Raw genomic sequence first — 19,893 nt, 5'->3', positions numbered from 1 at the left:
CGAGGAGACCCCATGGACATCAGCCGTCGCCACCTGCTGGCCGGCACCGCCGCAACCGCTGTCGCCGCCACCGCGATCGGCACCGGACGGAACCGGGCCGAGGCCGCCCCCGGCGCCGAATCCGGAACGGCCACCGGCTATCTGGTGGGTTGTGGCATCGCCGACATGACCGGCGCCATCGCCGGTCAGGGCATGATGGGATACTCCGACACCGAACAGGTCGCCTCCGGCCTCATGCAGCGCTGCTGGTCACGCGCGTACATCATCGTCGACAGGGAAACCGGCGACCGCGTGGTCTTCGTGACCAGCGATATCGCCTGCGTGTTCCAGTCCCATCACATCGGCCTGATGGGCAAGTTGCGTCGACGATTCGGCGATCTCTACACCGAACGCAACGTCAACCTGAACGCGACACATACCCACGCGTCCTGCGGGGGCACCGCATGGGACTTCGCGTATTCGCTTGCGTCCTACGGTTTCCGACGAAATTCGTACCATGCCGAACTCGAGGGCATGTACCGGGCCATCGTCCGGGCACACGACAATCTCGCCCCCGGCACGATCGCGATCGGCCGCGACGAACTCCACAACGCCAGCCGCAACCGCTCACGGCAGGCCTTCGACCGCAACCCCGGGTCGGACCGCACACCGTTCCCGAACGCCATCGACCCGAGCGTCACCGTTCTGCGTATCCGCCAGGGCAGCACCGACGTCGGCGCCATCACCTGGTTCTCCACCCACTGCACCTCCCTTACCGACGCCAACACCCTCATCGGCGGCGACAACAAGGGATACGCGAGTTATCAATGGGAGTCGGCGCGTCCGGGATTCGTCGCCGCCTTCCCACAGACGAATTCGGGTGACATGACACCCAACCTGAATCTCACGAAAATGCATCCCGGTGGTCCGACCTCCGATCACAAGAAGAACTGCGAGATCATCGGTGACCGCCAATATCGTTCCGGTCGTGCGGCTTTCGACAACGCCCGACCGATGACACGCGGCGGCGTGGACGCCATCCTGCGTTACGTGGACATGTCGTCGGTCGCCGTGTCCGGCACCTACACGCCCGACGGCAGGCCGGCGCACACCACGCCCGCCATGATGGGCGTCGCCGCGGCGGCGACCAGCATGGAGGACAACAACCGGTCGCAGCTGGCCTTCCTCAAAGAGGGCACCACCAATCCCCTGGTCACGGCCATGGGCGGCGGGCGACGGCCCTCGGTGCCGGTGGGCGTCGCCGACATGCAGGCCCCGAAGATCATCCTGTTCCCCCTCGGCATCATGCCGCCCGCACCCTGGGTGCCCCACGTGGTCCCCCTGCAAATCCTCCGGATCGGCGAGATCGTGCTGGTCGGCATACCGGCCGAGGTGACCGTGGTGGCCGGCCTACGCCTGCGCCGCGTGGTGGCCGACGCACTGCGCGTCGACATGGACAACGTGCTCGTCCAGGGCTATTCCAACGCATACACGCAATATGTGACCACCCCCGAGGAATACGACGCACAGCAGTACGAAGGCGGACAAACAATGTACGGCAGGTACACGCTGCCCGCCTATATGCAGGAATTCCATCGCCTCGCATCGGATATGGCCGCCCGTCGCGCACCCGCACGGGGCCCCGCACCTCTGGACAAATCCGGGTTCCAGCCCGATCTCCTGCCGCCCGTGCCGGCCGATCGACCGGTACGCGGACACAGGTTCGGCGACGTCCTGATCCAGCCGGCACCGCGGCGCAGGCCGGGCCAGCGCGCGGTCGTGGAGTTCGTCGGCGCGCATCCGAACAACGACTTCCACACCGGGCACACCTATCTCGAGGTTCAGCAACTCTCCGGCACCGCATGGAAGACCGTTGCCGACGACAACGACTGGTCGACGGAACTCCACTGGCGCAGGCCGCCGGGCCAGGATGCCGCGTCGATCATCCGCATCATCTGGACCGTTCCGCGCGGACGCGACGGCCGATTGACCGAGGGACGCTTCCGTATCCGGTACCACGGCGATCACCGGAGCGCGAGCGGCCGGCTCACACCGTTCACGGCCACATCGGCCGAATTCCGGGTCCACTGATATCTTTTGTGTCGCTAACGATTCCGTTTCCCTCGTCGTCGCCCGATCGACGTACTACGAACGCGCTCTCGGTGGTCCCTTTCCTCTCAGCGCGGGTTAAGGTACTCGCGGGGGTCGACTTCGCATTGTTCACGAATCGGAATCAGGATGGCGTCATGAAATTCTTCAAGGTCTTATTCGTTGCCATCGCGTCCATCGCGATGATGACCGTCGCGGCCGCGACCGCGAACGGTGCCCCCGTGTCGTCCGCACCCACTCACCTCACCAAGGCATCCGCCAACGGATCGCAGATCACCTCGGTCCTCACCAATGCGACCTTCGCATCCGGACAGAACGAGCTGACCGTCCGCGACCGCAAGGGCAGCGTGGTGCAGCATGTCCCGTTGAGCATTTCGCTGAACGGCGTACAGGTTCCGTTGCGCGCCAACGTGAGCGCCGATCGCACACAGGCCACGTTCACGCCGATCCTCAACGCGCAGACGCGTTCGGCCCTCGCCCGCGGTATGCACCCGGTGTCCGCCAAGAAGGACCGTGCGTACTCGAACATGATCTACCACATCAATCGCGGATGGGCCCGTGGCGGCGGAGTCACGACCGCGGTGGGCGCACTGATCGGACTGGTCGTCGGTTGCATCATCATCGTCGGCTGCATCTGGGGTGCCGCTGTCGGCGCCGTGATCGGCGCCGCCGTCGGCATCAACCAGGGTGACCCGCAGGCCGGTCAGTCCGTCCTGACCTGGATCAACACCCCGTAGTACCGGGGCGAACACCCACCTCGTGTCGCTGATGCGCGTCAGTTCACCCTGGCCCGCATCAGCGACACGTTGTAGTCGGTCCAGGTCGACATCGTGAAGTAAAGGTCCCGACCAACCGACCACGGGTGCAGGAATCCTCCGTACATCTGTGGAAAGCGTCCCGAATCCACCAGCGGAGCAGGTTCCGACCATGTCCCCTGCGCCGCTCGTGCGGTCCGCAGCACGATCGCGCTGCGCGTGACATCCAGATAGCTCAATTGCCAACGTCGGGTGTCGGCGTCGTATCGGACCGAGAGTTCTCCCGCGACCCCGAAGAACAGCGGCGACGCGACGTTCCCATCTCTCGCCGGCACCCAGCGACCGTCCCGGAAATATTGGTACGCCGTCTTGTTCAACACGTTGTCGCGCTGCACCCGGGCGAGCCCGACGGTCCCGATCCGGGAGTTGGGCGTGCCGAACATGTAGACGTAGTCCCCCTGCGGCACCATCGCCGACACCTGGAACTGACTCGTGCCGAAAACATTGTCCCACCGGACGTACGGATCCTTGGTCCACGTGGAGCCGCCGTCATCGGAATAGGCGAGGCCGCCGTAATTGGTCAGCCACACGCCGGGAACGGGCGTCCAGGTGCGGACCGACATATAGGTCATGAACTGGCGGTCACCGATCGCGAAGCCGGACGTGGGTATCGTCGTCATCTCCCACCGGTCGACATGATGCGCCGAAAGTACCTGTGCGGCATGACATCTGCTGTCCTGCACCACGGTGTCGATGGACATGCCGTCGGCAAGGTCGCGGTCGGAACTGTGGCCGATGACGTTGCTCCGCCAGTCCCCGCCATTCGCACCGGGCGGCCGGAATCCCTTGCCGAAGGTGTCACCGAACGCGATGGCGATCTGCCCCGGCTTCGACTCCCACATGATGCCGAGGTCCGTGCCGTTGATCTGCCAGCGCTTGTCGGTACGGCTGGTCGACCCCTTGCCCGTCACCGTCGACACCACGTCGACGCCCCCGACACGCGGCGTCGCCGGCTTCGGCGCCGTCGGTGCGGCATCGATGCCGGAGTGCACGGCCGTGGGTGGCGGCGGAGGCGGGGGCGCCGGATCCGGATTCGGTACCGGCACCGGAATCACCTGCGGCGCAGGGTCGAATCCGATCTTCGGGAACTCGATGCTCAGGGCGGGGCCACCGCTACCGGGCTTGGGCTTCGGCGGATCGGTGATGTCCGGGCACGGGTCGGTGCACGGGTTGGCCGGGGCCGGTTCCGACGGAATTCGCACCGGGGGTTTCGGAGCCGAATCCGGCTGCGGTACCGGCACGATGCGCGGATACGGCAGCGGAATGCCGATGCGGTCGGGCACCTTGGGAATGAGATCCCGAGGATCAAAGGGCTTGGCGGGCTTCTTCGGAGGCAGATCGTCGATGCAACCCGAACTCGGCAGCGCCCGATCGGGGGCGGCGGCCACCGTCGCCGGCGTGAGCGTGAGCAGGCCACACGCAAGAGCGGTGGTGCACAACGGAACGGCGAATCGAGACACCCTGGAAGAGCTCATGGCGGCGACGGGGTCCTTCCTCCTGAAAGGAAAAACCTATCACCCGTCGCCGCCATGCTGTCGGAGGTAATGCCCGGTCGTCAGAGCGACCGGGCGATGATCTCCTTCATGATCTCGTTCGTACCCGCGTAGATCTTCTGCACGCGCTGATCGGCCCACATGCGGGCGATCGGGTACTCGTTCATGTAGCCGTAGCCGCCGAAGAGCTGCAGGCATTCGTCGGCGACGGCCATCGCGCGGTCGCTGGTCCACCACTTGGCCATCGCGACCGTCGGGATGTCGAGTTCGCCCACCAGGTGCTTCTCGATGCAGTCGTCGGTGAAGACCCGGGCGATCTTCGCCTCGGTCGCCACCTCGGCGAGCTTGAACTTGGTGTTCTGGAATCCGAAGATCGGGCGACCGAACGCGGTGCGGTCCTTGGTGTAGGCGAGGGTGTGCTCGAGTGCGCCCTCCATGCCTGCCGTCGAGGCGACCGCGATGATCAGGCGCTCCTGCGGCAACTGCTGCATCAGCTGGATGAAGCCCATGCCCTCTTCGGTGCCGAGCAGGTTCGATGTCGGCACCCGCACGCCGTCGAAGAACAGTTCCGAGGTGTCCTGGCCACGCTGCCCGACCTTGTCGAGCACGCGTCCGCGGCGGAAGCCCTCACGGTCGGCCTCCACCAGGATCAGCGAGATGCCCTTGGCACCCTCGGAGACGTCGGTCTTGGCGACGACGATGATCAGGTCGGCCTGCCCGCCATTGGTGATGAAGGTCTTCGACCCGTCGATGACGTAATCGTCGCCGTCCTTGATGGCCTTGGTCTTCACGGCCTGGAGGTCCGAGCCGGTGCCCGGTTCGGTCATCGCGATGGCACCGACGACCTCACCGCTGGCCATCTTCGGCAGCCACTTCTTCTTCTGCTCCTCGGAACCGTAGGCGAGGAGGTAGTGCGCCACGATGCCGTTGTGGAGGCTGACGCCCCACGACGAATCGGCCACACGGGCCTGCTCCTCGATGAGGACGGCCTCATGGGCGAAGGTGCCGCCACCGCCGCCGTATTCCTCCGGAATGGACATGCACAGAAGACCGAGTTCGCCGGCCTTGTTCCACAGGTCGCGGTCGACGTGGTGCTGCTCGATGAACTTCTCGATATTCGGCTTGATTTCCTTCTCGCAGAAGCTGCGCGTCATTTCGCGCAATGCGGTCAGGTCGTCGGTTTCCCACGAGGATCGGTTGGCCATGCGTCTACACCTTTACTTCGGAAGCAAGAGTCAGGCGTGATCGTAACAGTGAGCATTGACACCGTTACCCGTTGGTACGGTGTTCGCTCACACCGCGCCCCGATCTAGTCGGCGTTGCCCTTCGACCACACCTTCCACGGGACGTTCCAGTCGCCCAAACCATCAGTGCCGGAAAGGGTTCCGCCCGAGGTGTTCTTCACGATCACCGGATCGCCACGGAGCGTGTTCTGCATGACCCACAGGGCGTCGTCGGGGCTGAGATTCAGGCAGCCGTGACTGGTGTTGGTGTTGCCCTGCGCCCACACCGACCACGGTGCCGAGTGGAAGAAGATGCCGCTGTAGGACATCCGGGTCGCGTAGTCCACCGGAGTCCGGTAGCCGTCGGCCGAGTTCGTCGGAACACCGTACGTCGACGAGTCCATGATGATGTGGTCGTGCTTGTCGGACACCAGGTAGATGCCGTTGTCGGTCTCGGTGCCGGGCTTGCCCATCGACGTCGGCATCGAGCGGACGACCTTGCCGTCCTTCTCGAAGGTGACCTGCTTGCTGGCGTCGTCGGCGGTGATGATCATCGAGCGTCCGACGGTGAAGTTGGTCTTCACGTTGCTCTGGCCGAACAGGCCGTCGCCCAGGTCGATGCCGTAGGTGTTGACCTCGACGTTGACCTTGGTGCCGGTCTTCCACCAGTGCTGCGGACGCCAGCGCACCTCGGTGTCGCTGATCCAGTAGAAAGCACCCTCCACCGGAGGGTTCGTCGTGACCTTCATGGCCCGCTCGGCGGCCTTCCGATTCGGGATCGGTTCGTCGAACTTGACGGCCACCGGCTGGCCGACACCCACGGTCTCGCCCTTCGACGGGGTGAGGTAGGCCTGCGTCAGGTTGTTGGGGGCCTGCGTGGTGAAAGAGACCCGCTTGGTCGACTTGCCGCCGATGCCGACCGCATCCGCCTGCAGTGTGTAGGTGCGGTTGTAGCCGAGAGGTTCGGCGATCTCCCAGCGCGAACCGTCCTCGGACATCGCGCCCTTGACGGGTGATCCGTCGGCCTTGGCGATCCGGACACCGGTGATGGAGCCCTCACTGGCCTGCACGACGATCGGCGCGCCCGGCTGAACGCCGACGGCCTTGTCGGCGAGCGGCTTGTTGGCCCACTCGGTGATCGTCATGCCCGGGGTCAGCATGTCGTCGATGAGGTTCGAGCTGCCGACGTTCGTCGGGTACTTGGCGTCCTGCGAGCACGCGGTGGCAGTCAATGCCATCGCGCTCAGAAGTCCGATCACTGCAAGCGTCGAGCGCCGGCCGGCGCCGGTACGACCGATCCCCATGTTCTCCACCCTGAATGACTCAATCCCGCCAGAACACGCCGAAGCGCCGATGGGACATACAACCCATCGCGCGGTTGCCCACCAGTGTAGAAGAGTTTTTTCGTCTGCTATGTCCGTGTCTGCGCACGCGTCATACCGATCCGGTCTCATGGTGTCCCACCAGTCACACGGCCAGGTTGCGACCGGCCCGACGTGAGCGATCTCACGCCGGGCGGTCGGCCGCTATGCGTGTGTGTCATTCGAACAAAGACAGCGCCGCTCACCTTTTCCGTTCTCGCTCACACCTGAGGGCTGAGCGGGAACGGGAAACGTGAGCGCAGATTGTACGAACGGTCCGAAACGCACAACACCCCCGGCCGCAATTGACCGGGGGTGTTGTTCTGTGCGCCATCAGGGACTCGAACCCCGAACCCGCTGATTAAGAGTCAGCTGCTCTGCCAATTGAGCTAATGGCGCTTGGCGGTGCGAGACGAAACCTTACAGGCACGACCCCACAGATGTGAAATCGGCTGGTCAGGGCGCTCCCACCGATCGGTCAGGCGTTGCCCTTCTTCCAGACCTTCCACGGGATGTTCCAGTCCCCGAGTCCGTCGTCGCCGGGAAGCTGCGGTCCGACAGTGTTTTTCGCGATGACGATGTCGCCGCGCAGTGAGTTCTGCAGGAACCATTCGGCGTTGGCGGGGCTCACGTTGAGGCATCCGTTGCTGACGTCGTCGACGCCCTGGTCGCCGAGCGACCACGGCGCGGAGTGAACATAGATGCCGCTGAACGAGATCCGCGTGGCCGATTGCACGACCTCGCGGTAGCCGCCGGGCGAATTGACCGGCACACCATAGGTCGACGAGTCCATGATCACGCTGGGCACCCGCTCGGCGACGATGTAGGTGCCGTTGCTCGTGGGCGACGAATCCTTGCCCAGTGACGTCGGCATCGTCTTGACGACCTTGTCGTTCACCGAGACGGTGATCTGCTTGGTGTTGTCGTCGGCGACGGCGACGAACTTCCGGCCGATCGTGAAGTTGGTGGTCAGATTGTTCGCGCCGAAGACCCCGTCGCCGAAGTCGATGCCCTTGGTCTTCACTTTGACCTTGACCTTGGTGCCCGGCTTCCAGAAATGCTGGGGCCGCCACCGCACCATCGTGTCGTTGAGCCAGTAGAAGGCGCCCTGCACGGGCGGATCGGTGGTCACCGAGATCGCGTTCTGCGCGTTGCGTTTGTTGGCGACCGGGGCGTCGAAGTTGATCGCGACCGGTTGGCCCACACCGACGGTCTCGCCGTCCTCGGTCACCGTGGCGGCGCTCGCCAGGGAATCCGCCGACGCCGTGGTGAAGCCGATCTTGCGGGCACCCGGTCCGTCGACCCCGCGGGCCGAGGCCGTCAGGGTGTACTTCGCACCGAAGTCGAGTGCTTCGTTCGACACCCAGCGGGTCCCGTCCGGCGATGTCCGGCCCGCGACCTTTCCTCCGGGTCCGCTCACCACCACCGACGACAAACTGCCTTCGCGGGCGGTGACGGTGATGGGCGCGCCCGGCATGACCCCGACGGACTTGTCGGCCATCGGCCGATCACGCCACCCGGTCACGGAGATCTGGGGCTGCGCCACCGAATCGAGTGCGGGTGCGTTGCTCAGTTGATCGGAGTAGCTCGCCGAATCGGTGCAGCCGGCCAACATCCCGGCGGCCACCACGGCGACCGCTCCGCCCACGATGGCCCGGCGGGCCGCCCCGGAGACGGTCACTTCGCGATGGACCGGATCACGACCAGAACGGCAACCACACCGACAGCGGCGAGTCCGTATTTGACAGCGGGTTTGTTGACGAGCGCGACGGCCTTGGTCTTGGCATCATCGGCCAGCCGCTGCGGGCTGGTGCGCTCGGCCAGTGCGTCGAGAGTCTTGGCCAGGTCTTCGCGAGCCTGCACGATCTCGCGCTCGATGCGTTCGGTATCCCCGCCCACGTCGCTCCTCCATCGGTCGGTTGTGAGTACTTCGGTGCACCACGGCAGGACCGGGGGCAGCCGACGACCTTTCGAGAGTACGTCATCGACCCCGCCGTGCTCTCGCCTCGATCGACTAGCCTGGCCGTATGTCATCGAACACGCGGTTGTCCCCCGGAGATCCCGCCCCTGCCTTCACGCTCCCGGACGCAGAGGGCAACCCGGTGTCATTGTCCGACTACGCCGGCCGCAAGGTCATCGTCTACTTCTATCCCGCCGCGAGCACGCCGGGTTGCACCAAGCAGGCGTGCGACTTTCGCGACAATCTCGGCGAATTGAACGAGGCGGGCCTCGACGTCATCGGCATCTCCCCCGACAAACCCGCCAAACTGGCGAAGTTCGCCGAGGCGGAGAACCTGAACTTCCCACTGCTCTCCGATCCGGACAAAACCGTCCTCGCCGAGTGGGGTGCCTTCGGCGAGAAGACGATGTACGGCAAAAAGGTCACCGGCGTCATCCGCTCCACGTTCCTGGTCGACGAACAGGGGAAGATCGAGGTCGCCCAGTACAACGTGCGGGCCACCGGACACGTCGCCAAACTACGTCGCGATCTGTCCGTGTAAGACGATGTCCGCACCGGCCTTTCCGGAGCTGCTGGAGCCGCGTAAACGGCCCACCCAGGAACGCAGCAAGAAGAAGTTCTCGACGATGCTCGCCGCGGCCCGCGAACTGCTCATCGAGGTCGGCTTCGAATCCCTGACGTGCGAGGAGATCGCATCGCGTGCCGAGGTGCCCATCGGCACGCTCTATCAGTACTTCGCGAACAAGTACGTCATCGTCTGTGAACTCGACCGGCAGGACACCGTCGGCGTGCGGGAGGAACTGGCCGCGTTCGCCTCCGAGATCCCGTCTCTCGAATGGCCGCATCTGCTGGAGAAGTTCCTCGATCATCTGGCCAACCTCTGGCGCGACGATCCGTCGCGCCGTGCGGTCTGGCTCGCCGTGCAGTCGACTCCCGCGACACGTGCGACGGCCGCACAGAACGAACGGGTGCTGGCCGACTTGGTGGCACGCATCCTCGCACCGCTGACCCCGACCCAGCGGCTACGCCGGGAGATGATGTCGCAGGTGCTCGTTCATACCGCGTACTCGTTGCTGAGTTTTTCGGTGCAGGACGGGCACCCGCACGACGAGACGGTCACCGAACTCAAACGCATGCTGGCCGGCTATCTCCTCCTCGAGGAGACGACCGCCGAGAACTGACAGCGCTTGGCGCTCAGTCACTTCCGCGCGCCGGGCCCTCCAGGATCGCCACCGCGGCCGCGGTGTCCCCGTCATGGGTGAGGGAGATGTGGAGTCGCGTATCGGCGAGGATCTCGCCGATCTCGCCGCTCAACCGGATGGCGGGACGCCCCCAGTTGTCGGTGACGACCTCGATGTCGCTGTGCCGGATCAGGGGCAGCAGCGGCGAGCGTGCGAAGCGACTCACCGACCATGCCTTGACCACGGCTTCCTTCGCCGCCCAGCGCGCCGCCAGATGCCGTGCCTCGTCGCCGGTGCCCGCGGCCGCGTCCCGGCGTTCGCGGACGGTGAACCGTTCCGCGAACGTCGTACCGGGTTGCGCCAGTTGCTCGCCGAACTCCGGGATCGACACGATGTCGATCCCCACTCCCAGAACACTCATCGAGTCGGAGGCCTCCGCGGTCCGTCCCGCCGTCATCCGGCCGCACCGGCGACCGGCGGCAGGCCGTAGGAGCCGTCCGCGTCGAGCCGGACATCCGGGTTCAGCAGCAGTCCCGCCTCGGCATCATGCTCGTCGGCCGCCTCGTCGAACCGCCGGTTCGGCGGACGCTGATAGGCCGACTCCACACCGCACATCGCCTGCAGCAGACGCTGATTGCCCTGGCGTGTGCGCTCGGCGGCCGCCTCCCGGTAGGTCGCCGCCGCTTCCGGATCCAGGCTCGCCACAAAGGCTTCCGGATGGACGACCGCGATGAGTCCCGAGACGTGACCGAAGCCGAGGCTCGTCAGCAGCCCCGCCTTGAGCGGGAACCGCTCACCCAGGCGCAGGGTCTCGCGCGGCCACACCAGATGCGGGTACTCCTTCATCTGCTCGTCCACACAGTCCAGGCTGCGGTTCGGCGGGATCACCCCGTCGCGCAACAGCTGGCACAGACCGATGAGCTGGAAGGCCGCGGCACCGCCCTTGGCGTGTCCGGTCAACGACTTCTGCGACACCACGAACAGCGGTGCTCCCGCACCGCGGCCGATCGCACCGGCCAGGCGCTCGTGCAGTTCGGATTCATTGGGATCGTTGGCGCGAGTGGACGTGTCGTGCTTGGAGATCACCGCCACGTCGTCGGCGCTGACACCGAGTGCGCTCAGAGCACACGCCAGCGGCGAGTCGGCCGAGCCGCGCGCCGCGCCCAGCGCGCCCAGTCCCGGTGCGGGAATGGAGGTGTGCACACCGTCGCCGAAGCTCTGCGCCCACGCGACCACACCGAGGACGGGCAGTCCCATCTGGGCGGCCACGTCACCGCGGGCCAGCAGAATGGTTCCGCCGCCCTGGGATTCGACGAACCCGCCGCGTCGGCGATCGTTGGCGCGGGAGAACCGGCGATCGTCGATGCCACGTGCCGACATCTTCGCCGACTCGGCGGTCGCGTTCATGTCGCCGAAGCCCACGACTCCCTCGATGCCGAGGTCGTCGAAGCCGCCTGCCACTGCGAAGAGCGCCTTGCCGAGCCGGATCTTGTCGACGCCCTCCTCGACCGACACGGCCGCCGTGGCACATGCCGCGACCGGATGGATCATCGCGCCGTAGCTGCCGACGTACGACTGGACCACGTGGGCGGCAACGATATTCGGCAGGGCCTCCTGCAGGATGTCGTTGGCCTTGGATTCGCCGAGCAGCGTGTTGATGTACAGCTCGCGCATCGAGGTCATGCCGCCCATGCCGGTGCCCTGGGTGTTGGCAACCAGACCGGGGTGCACCCAGTTCATCAGCTCGGACGGGGTGAAGCCGGACGAGAGGAACGCGTCGACGGTCGCCACCAGGTTCCAGAGTGCGACACGGTCGATGGACTCCGCCATGTCCGGGGTGACGCCCCAGCGGGTCGGGTCGAAACCGGTCGGGATCTGGCCACCGACGGTGCGGGTCAGCGAGAACTGCCGCGGCACACGGATTTCGGTGCCGGCCAGTCGGGTGACCTGCCAGTCGCCGGACTCGGGATTCTCGGTGACCCGGGTCTTCTCCGGATTCGATGCGGCAAAGGCACGTGCCTCGGCCTCGGAACCGACCGTGAAGGTCAGATCCTCGTCGAGGAAGACCGATGTCAGCAACGGCGAGGTGTTGTCCACCATCGCACCGTCGTCGGCGTAGCGGCGGATACCGCATCGGGCGACGACCTCGTCGTGGTAGCGCTCGGCGATCTCGCTCTCCGCCACCGCGTCCCCGGACTCGGTGTCGTACCAGCCCGGCTTGGGCGCGGTGTCCCAGTGGATCAGGCCGGTGTTCCAGGCGAGCTCGAGAACACCTGCGGCCGAGAGCTTCTCGTCGACCTCCATCTCGAAGCGGGTGCGCGCCGAGCCGTACGGGCCGAGTTCACCCGCTCCCACGATGACCACCATGTCCTCGGGACGAGCGTCGATCGCGGGCCAGTTCGGCGTCATGCCGCGCGGCGCACGCGCCGGCGCGGGCAGTGCCGCCACGGTCTGCGCGGCGTCGTCGGTGTCCTCGTCGGTGTCCGCGGGGGCGTCCGCCGCGACCGCGGCGAGCGCCTTCAGATCGATCGACGGATCGAGACCGCCGGTGAAGTCCGCGAGGATCGCCTCGCCACGTGCCTGTTCACGCTGTTCGGGGCCGCACAGGCCGAGGAGGTTGTCGGCCATCTCGGCGGTGCTCCAGGTGCGCACACCCGCGGCTTCCACCGCGTCCACCATGCCGTCGTTGTGTCCCATCAGTCCGGTGCCGCGCACCCATCCGATGAGCGCGTGTGCGATCGAGGTCCGCTGATTCCAGGAATCCTCGGCGCCCCAACGGGTCACGAGTGCGTCGAAGGCGGCCTTGCTCTCGCCGTAGGCGCCGTCGCCACCGAACATGCCGCGGTTCGGTGAACCGGGCAGCACCACGTGCAGCCGTGCGGCGATGTCATGGTCGGCGTGCAGTTCGGACAGACCGGCGATCATCCGCTCCACCGACCACAGCAGCACCTTCATCTCGAGCTCGGCGCGGCCGCCGGCGTCGGTCAGGTCACCGGCGACGCGCGGTGCGGCGAACGGGAACAGCAGGGTCGGCTTCATCGCCGGCTTCACCACCGCGGTGGCGCCGCCGAGATTCTCGGTCTGCTCGGCACCGATCCACTCGACGAGATCGTCGACATCGGTGTAGGAGGCCATGTTCGCGGGCGCCACCCAGAGGGCGGCGTCGAAGCGGGCGTGGTCGCGGTACAGCTGCTTGTAGAAGGCCAGCTTCCCGGAATCCAGTCGCGACGTCGTGGCGATCACCGTCGCACCACCGGCGAGCAATCCGCCGATCACACCGGCCGCGATCGAGCCCTTGCCCGCTCCGGTCACGACCGCGATCTCGCGAGCCCACTCCCCCTGCGCCGGTTCCTCGGCCGCGTGTGCGATCGCGCCGAAGGTGCGGGCGTGCACGGCATTTCCCGCCGCGAGCGCCTTGCCCTGCCACCACGTGGCGTGCTCGGCAATGGTGTTGCCCGCACCGGCGAACCGATTCACGGTGCGCTCGAAGTCCTGGTCGAGATCGTGTTCGTCGGCCAGCCAGATCCGCACGAGATCCTCACGACCGGTGGCCCAGCGATCGTCGACCAGGACGACCTTGTCCTCGTCGAAGGCCGGGGCGACGGTCCGCGCCCAGTCCGAGCCCAGTTCGGCGCTGACGCGTTCGGCGATCCCGGCATTCGGATCCTCCACCGCGGCCACGGATTCGGCGACGTCGGCCAGGCCGAGCTTGGCGAGGATCGTCTGCGCGGCCGACGCGAGTGCACCGGAACGACCGGTCAGCTGTTCGGTGAACTCCCCGAGTGCGGCGGCATCCACCGTGGCCCCGCCACCGCTCTCGGCGGCGGGCTTGGCCACGGCGACGCCCCGGGCGGCGCCGACCGAGGCGACCGCGCGGTCGATGAGGGCGTCGAGCGCATCAGCGTTGGCGATACCACCGTCGAGGAGGTCACCGAGGTCGCCGCCGCGCACGCTCGCGCCGTCGCGGGTTCCGAGTGCGACCGCGACCACGGTGTGCAGGCCCCAGCCCGGGCCCAGCTGCCAGACGTTGGTCACGCGGTCGGTGATGTAGGCCTGTCGTTTGCCCAGCGGGCCGAGCACCTTGCGCACCTGATCGGACACCGCGTCGGTGAGTACCGCGCCGAGCGGCCGGTAGCCGCGCGCGAGGGTGTCCACCGTGGAGGCCAGCGCCACCATATCCGCTTCCGCTGCACCGTCGATGGCGCCGAGACCGAGTTCGCCACCGATGTCGAGGAGCAACTGGTTGCGCCGTGAGGAGACACCGTCGCACAGCGCCTCGATGGTGTCGGCCCCACCGATCTGGTCGGTGCGCATCTTGGTCCACAGTGCGATGACGGACTTCACCGCGTCGGCCGGGCCGAAGCCGATGTCGTCGGGGCGTGGTCCCGCGGCCGCAGCCGGCGCGGGGGCCGGAGCAGCGGCCGGTGCCGGAGCACTCTGCTCCACGGTCTCCGCGACCGGCTCGTCGACCTCCTGCTCGGGTTCGGGACCCGAGTCCTTGGCGAGGATCACGTCGGAGTCGCGCTCCACGTTGACGACCTCGGCGGTCGACGACGCGTAGTCGGCCAGTTTCAGCGTGTTGGTGGCGAGGCCGGTCAGCGTCGGCGCACCCTTGAGGCCGATCTCCACGAAGCGCTGCACGCCCAGGCCATCGCGCTCGGGCCCGGCGAAGAGCAGCTCCTGCGTCTCGATCCAGCGGACCGGGCTCGCGAACTGCCATGCCAGCAGCTCGATGAGCACCACGCGCACCAGCTGTCCCGGCGTGTCCGCCCACGAGTCCCATTCGGCCAGAACGGCATTCAGCGGGTCGGAGGGCACCAGCGCGGCGATCTCCTCGATGAACGGGCGTTCCAGCGTGAACAGGCGCGGGACGAGGTTCGGGATGTAATGACCCACCAGGATCGCCGGGTCGATGTGCTCGGGCAGCAGCCCCTCGAGCTTCTCGCGGAACTCGCCGACGCCGTCACGCAGCACCGTGGAGTGGAACGGCACATCGATGCCGGGCACCAGGATGAACGCCCGCTTGCCGCCGAACTCGTTGCGGCGCCGCTCGATCTCGGCCTCGAGGTGTTCGAGGCCGCGGACCGTGCCGGCGATCGCGTACTGCGAGCCCTTCAGATTGAGATTGACCACCTCGAGGAACTCACCGCAGGCGGCGCCGACACCGGACACGAAGTCGGTGACGTCGGCGTCGTCGAGCCCGAACTGGCTCGGCCGGATGGCGGCCATCCGGTAGTCGCTGCGGCCCAACTCGTCTCGCGGCACCAGGTGATGCATCGCCTCACCGCGCTGGAAGACCACCTCGAGGACGGCCTCGAGCGGCAGCACCCCGGCGCAGGCGGCGAGTGCGTTGTACTCGCCCACCGAGTGGCCGCAGGTGATGGCGCCCTCGACGAAACCGCCGGACTCCTTCAGCTCGGCGATCTGCGCGACGCCCAGGGTGGCCATGGCCACCTGGGTGAACTGCGTCAGGTTGAGCACGCCGTCGGGGTGGTTGTAGGTGGTGCCGTTGGCCACCAGGGTCGTCGGGTTGTCGCGGACCACCGCGAGGATGGAGAAGCCGAGCGCACTGCGCGTGTGCTTGTCGGCACGGTCCCAGATCTCGCGGGCGGCCTTCGAGCGCGAGCGCGCGTCGAGTCCCATGCCCTTGCTCTGGATGCCCTGCCCGGGGAAGGCGTAGACGGTACGCGGCGCGGCCAGCAGACCGGTGGCACTCATCACCAGATCGTCGCCGACCTTGGCGGTCACCTCGACGACCTCACGCCCGGCGTCCAGACCGACGCGGTCGACGCGGATCGTCACGGCGTCACCGGTGCGCACCATGCCGAGATAGCGTGCGGTCCAACCGATCAGACGGCGGGGCGACGGCGTCGGGTTCTTGCTGTCGGTCGCGGTGACGACCTGCTGGGCGGCCGCCGAGAGCCACATGCCGTGCACGATCGGCTCACCGAGCCCGGCCAGCTTGGCCGCCGACGAATCGGTGTGGATGGGATTGCGGTCACCGGAGACGGCCGCGAAACCCGCCATCCGATGAGGAGCCGTGATCGTGGCCTGGCGCACCAGTTTCCGCGTCGCGGACTGCTCGCCGTCGGCGGCACCTCCGGCGCGCACCGGATCGGTCAGCGTGTCGTCGCCGAGCCGTCCCCGGATCGCGAAACGTTCCTGCAGGGTGGCGATCGGTCCGTCGTCGCCCGTGATGTCGACGGTCACCTCGACGACCCGTCCGACCTCGGAGTCGTACACCCGGCCCGCGGTCGCGGTGACGGTGAGATCGGCTGCGTCGGTGGGGATCTGCCCCGTCACGTGTGCGGCGTGGTCGAGGTGGACCAGGTCCAGCAGACCCTCGACGACGGGGCGTCCGTCGTCGGTCAGCGCCGAGCCGATGACGCTGAAGACACTCGGCCAGGACGCGCCGACGAGGGTGTCGGGCACCGCGAAGCCGAACGGCTCCGTGGGGGTCGTCGGCCGCAGGTGTGCGGGCAGGCTGAAGCCGGTGACCGCGGCATGGTCGGCGACGGCGTCCGGATCCCAGGAGACGGTGGTGGTGCTCACGCCGTCCGTCACGTCGGCGAGGCGACCGCCCGCCGCGACGGTGAGGATCTCGGTCATCGCCCGCGCGGCCTCGTCGACGCCGACACACGGTGCGCCGCCGTCGGCCAGTGCACCGTCGATGTGCAGCGGAATACGCACGGACGCACCGGAAATCGGCACGATCAGTTCGAATCGGGAGCCGGCCGCGACATTGTTCTCGCTCGGCACACGCTCCACGACCGCACCGGTCGGCTCGTGTTCGGCGCGATCGGGATCCACGACCGACCAGCTGCTCCGGTCGCCGAGGAGCGCGATCGGGCTGGGCACCATCCGGCCCGCCCACTCCACGTCGTCGGCCTCGAGAAGTGCCACCAGCGGCCCCGAACCGTCGACGAGTCCGGCGCGCTTGCGGGTCTCGACCGACGCGGCATCCACCCCGGCGTCACGCAGGTCGGCGACGACCCGCGCCTCGAAGCGATCGAGGAGATCGCCGACCGGTTCGTCGACCCGGGTGATGCCCGAGACGGCGACCGGGCCCGGGATGATGCAGACGGCGTCGGCAGGGTAGCGGGCGTCGTGGGCCTGCCACAGCGAATCACTGCGCCACCAGCGGCGCACATCCTTGTCGATGACGGGCACGAAGTTCACCGGCTTACCGGGCGTCCGGCAGAGTTCCAGGAAGAACGCCACGTCCGCCGGATGCAGCACGTCGGTCTCGATCTCCGGGTACACGCTCCCCAGCACGTCGATCGCGGCATGCGGATCGTCGGTGGCCGAGGTGTGCGCGAACATGGTCGGGATCTCGCCGGAGTCGACCGGGCTCATCCGGGCCTCGGTGCGCTGCAGCATCTCGGTGAAGCGCTGCTGCCAGGTGATGTCGGCCCACGGCACCTGATCCTGACGCCCGTCGCCGACCGCCAGGGTGGCGTAGCGATCCAGCCAGTCCCGGTAGGTCATCTCGGCGACGTCGCCGAAGTACGGCTTGGCGGTGGCGGCCATTGCGGCGATGATCTCGTCGCGGCGCTCGGCCACCGCGTCGGCGTCGCCCGCCACCGCGTCGAGCAGACGACCGCACCGCGAGGCGGCATTGTCGATCTCGTGGATGTCCGCGCCCAGCTGACTGCGGCCCGATGCCATACCCGCGTCCGCGTGCCCCGCACCGATCCAGGTGTCGCAGCCGACGGTGTCCACCAGCATCTGCTTGACCTCGGGCGCCGTGGTGGCCTCCTTGGCGGCCATCGCGGCGGTGCCGATCAGGATGCCGTCGAGAGGCATCGTCGGATAGCCGTAGGCCTCCGACCACGCGCCGGTCAGATACTCAGCGGCCCGTTCGGGGGTGCCGATGCCGCCGCCGACACAGATCACCACGTTGGGGCGTGCACGGAGCTCGCCGTAGGTGGCCAGCAGCAGGTCGTCGAGGTCCTCCCAGGAGTGGTGGCCACCGGCGCGACCGCCCTCGATCTGCACGATCACCGGATGATGCGGGACCTCGTTGGCGATGCGGACCACGGCACGGATCTGCTCGACGGTGCCCGGCTTGAACGCCACGTACCGCAGTCCCGCCTCGACGAACTCGTCGACCAGCGCGACGGCGTCCTCGAGTTCCGGGATGCCCGCGGAGACGATGACACCGTCGATCGGCGCGCCCTGGGCACGGGCCTTCTGCACGATGCGCTTGCCACCCAGCTGCAGCTTCCACAGGTACGGGTCCAGGAACAGTGCGTTGAACTGGGCCTGGCGGCCGTCCTCGAGGAGTTCGGTGAGGCGCGCGACGTTACCGGCGAAGATCTCCTCGGTGACCTGCCCGCCGCCGGCGAGCTCGGCCCAGTGGCCCGCGTTCGCGGCGGCCGCGACGATCGCGGGGTCGACGGTCGTCGGCGTCATGCCGGCGAGCAGCATCGGCGAACGGCCGGTCAGACGGGTGAAGGCGGTGTCGACGACGGTGCGGCCGTCGGGCAGTTCCACCAGGCGCGGGGCGAAGTTCGTCCACGGGGTGGACACCTCGGGAATCCCGCCGGGGCTGAACAGGTTTCGCTGGCCCACGCGCAGTGCCGCGGGCACCAGTCCCACGCCACGTCCACGCACCAGCGACGCGGTGAGCCGGGTGGCGAGATCGCCGGGCCCGAGGTCCAGAATCCAGGCGACACCGTCGTCGACGACGCCGTCCACGGTGCCGACCCAGTCGACCTGGTCGACGAGCACCGCGTTGGCATGGCGCACGGCCACCGCGGTGTCGATGCCGCAGGCATCCGCCCACTCGGCGACGAGGTCGACGGCCTCGGTCATCGCCGGGTGATGGAAGGCCGCACTGACCTCGAGGTGATCGAAGCGGGGGGTGAAGGGCGCACCGCCGGTCACCTTGCGCTTGCGTTCGTCGGCCTCGGACTCGGCGACCCGCTCGCACAGCGCCGCGAAGGCCGAGAGGTGCCGCGGCGCGCCGGACAGTGCCAGCGACCGCCGGCCGTTGCGGATGGCGACGACCGGAGCGGTACGGCGCTCGCTCTCGGAGAGACCGTCGCGGTAGTCGGCGAGGAGGGCTTCGATGCGGGACGGGTCGACGTTGCCGACGGCGAGCATCGGGGTGCCCTCGGCGGTGGTGGCCAGGCCTCGGCGGCGTGCGACCACGGTGCCGGCCGCACCGATCAAGCGGGCGACCGCGAGCAGGAGCCCCTGCCCGGATTCCGCGGCCTGACCGTCGGTGCCCACCGCCTCGGTGGCCATCGAACCCTGCGAGTGACCGATCACCGCGGACGGGCTGATGGCGGTGGTGTCGAGTCCCTGTTTGCGCAGCGCCTCGATCGCGGCGAACTGGGTCAGCAGAACGCCCGGTGCGGACAGCGTGAAATCGGCGAGGTGATCGTCGCCGGGGACCGGCTCGCCCGCGTCGGCGGCCCGGACCCACGAGAGCGGATGGAAGCCGTCCGCTCCGGCGATGCTGAGCTGGTCGGCGACGGGGTCGATGAGCCGTTCGGCGGCGGCGACGACCTTGGCCAGCCGGTGTTCGAGGTCGGCGTCGACGACCAGTTCGGCGAGGGTCGGGAGCCAGGGCGAACCCTGACCGGCGAAGCTGATGGCATAGGACTCACCGGCGGCGAGACGATCGATCAGGGTCGTGGCCGGGCGGTCGGAGTGGGCGGCCCCGTGGGCTCCGGAACGGAATTGATCGACGGTCACAAGTTCTCCTTCGTCTCGACACAAGTCGGGTCGCGGGTGCACGCACGCTGGGCACACTGAATGAACA

Annotated in this window: 11 protein-coding genes and 1 tRNA gene; 4 read left to right on the top strand and 8 right to left on the bottom strand. The window is 67.6% G+C overall.

The window, feature by feature from the left end; translation table 11 throughout:
* The first annotated feature begins 12 nt into the window (after window positions 1-12).
* Window positions 13-2,070 (top strand): neutral/alkaline ceramidase, encoded by a 2,058-nt coding sequence (locus tag AC4JJG_RS07640; RefSeq protein ID WP_495402033.1) that lies wholly within the window; start codon window positions 13-15, stop codon window positions 2,068-2,070.
* Between the two features lie 155 nt (window positions 2,071-2,225).
* The gene (locus AC4JJG_RS07635) at window positions 2,226-2,825 is read left to right on the top strand and encodes a DUF8020 domain-containing protein (protein WP_495402034.1); all 600 of its coding nucleotides are present in this window, start codon (window positions 2,226-2,228) and stop codon (window positions 2,823-2,825) included.
* Between the two features lie 38 nt (window positions 2,826-2,863).
* Here AC4JJG_RS07635 and AC4JJG_RS07630 read toward each other — a convergent pair whose 3' ends face one another.
* From AC4JJG_RS07630 to AC4JJG_RS07605, 6 genes are all read right to left on the bottom strand, one after another.
* Complete coding sequence (locus AC4JJG_RS07630) at window positions 2,864-4,378, bottom strand: glycoside hydrolase family 183 protein (protein ID WP_495402035.1); 1,515 nt, start codon at window positions 4,376-4,378, stop codon at window positions 2,864-2,866.
* A gap of 80 nt (window positions 4,379-4,458) precedes the next feature.
* Window positions 4,459-5,601, bottom strand: coding sequence for an acyl-CoA dehydrogenase family protein (locus AC4JJG_RS07625; protein ID WP_495402036.1), 1,143 nt, complete (start codon window positions 5,599-5,601; stop codon window positions 4,459-4,461).
* A gap of 104 nt (window positions 5,602-5,705) precedes the next feature.
* Complete coding sequence (locus AC4JJG_RS07620; protein WP_495402037.1) at window positions 5,706-6,923, bottom strand: L,D-transpeptidase; 1,218 nt, start codon at window positions 6,921-6,923, stop codon at window positions 5,706-5,708.
* Between the two features lie 383 nt (window positions 6,924-7,306).
* Window positions 7,307-7,379, bottom strand: a tRNA-Lys gene (locus AC4JJG_RS07615).
* A 79-nt stretch (window positions 7,380-7,458) separates the two neighbouring features.
* Window positions 7,459-8,595, bottom strand: a complete 1,137-nt coding sequence (locus AC4JJG_RS07610; protein ID WP_495402058.1) for a L,D-transpeptidase — start codon at window positions 8,593-8,595, stop codon at window positions 7,459-7,461.
* 62 nt (window positions 8,596-8,657) lie between these two features.
* Window positions 8,658-8,879: a DUF3618 domain-containing protein gene (locus tag AC4JJG_RS07605; RefSeq protein WP_495402038.1), complete on the bottom strand. Its 222-nt coding sequence runs from the start codon at window positions 8,877-8,879 to the stop codon at window positions 8,658-8,660.
* A 128-nt stretch (window positions 8,880-9,007) separates the two neighbouring features.
* On the opposite strand from AC4JJG_RS07605, the gene bcp reads away from it, so the two are divergent.
* Both bcp and AC4JJG_RS07595 read left to right on the top strand, forming a co-directional pair.
* Window positions 9,008-9,481 (top strand): thioredoxin-dependent thiol peroxidase, encoded by a 474-nt coding sequence (bcp, locus tag AC4JJG_RS07600; RefSeq protein ID WP_495402039.1) that lies wholly within the window; start codon window positions 9,008-9,010, stop codon window positions 9,479-9,481.
* Window positions 9,482-9,485: 4 nt separating this feature from the next.
* Entirely contained in the window at window positions 9,486-10,121 is a 636-nt protein-coding gene (locus tag AC4JJG_RS07595; protein WP_495402040.1) for a TetR/AcrR family transcriptional regulator, read from the top strand.
* A 13-nt stretch (window positions 10,122-10,134) separates the two neighbouring features.
* On the opposite strand, the gene acpS is transcribed toward AC4JJG_RS07595, so the two are convergent.
* Both acpS and AC4JJG_RS07585 read right to left on the bottom strand, forming a co-directional pair.
* The gene (gene acpS, locus AC4JJG_RS07590) at window positions 10,135-10,542 is read right to left on the bottom strand and encodes a holo-ACP synthase AcpS (protein WP_495402059.1); all 408 of its coding nucleotides are present in this window, start codon (window positions 10,540-10,542) and stop codon (window positions 10,135-10,137) included.
* A 32-nt stretch (window positions 10,543-10,574) separates the two neighbouring features.
* Window positions 10,575-19,826 carry a fatty acid synthase subunit beta domain-containing protein gene (locus tag AC4JJG_RS07585; protein WP_495402042.1) on the bottom strand — a complete coding sequence of 3,084 codons (9,252 nt, stop codon included), beginning with the start codon at window positions 19,824-19,826 and terminating at the stop codon, window positions 10,575-10,577.
* Window positions 19,827-19,893: the final 67 nt, after the last annotated feature.

The organism is Gordonia sp. B8661-1, assembly GCF_059427765.1.
Note: the sequence above shows the minus strand (reverse complement) of the source record. Positions and strands in the feature narration are given on the sequence as shown.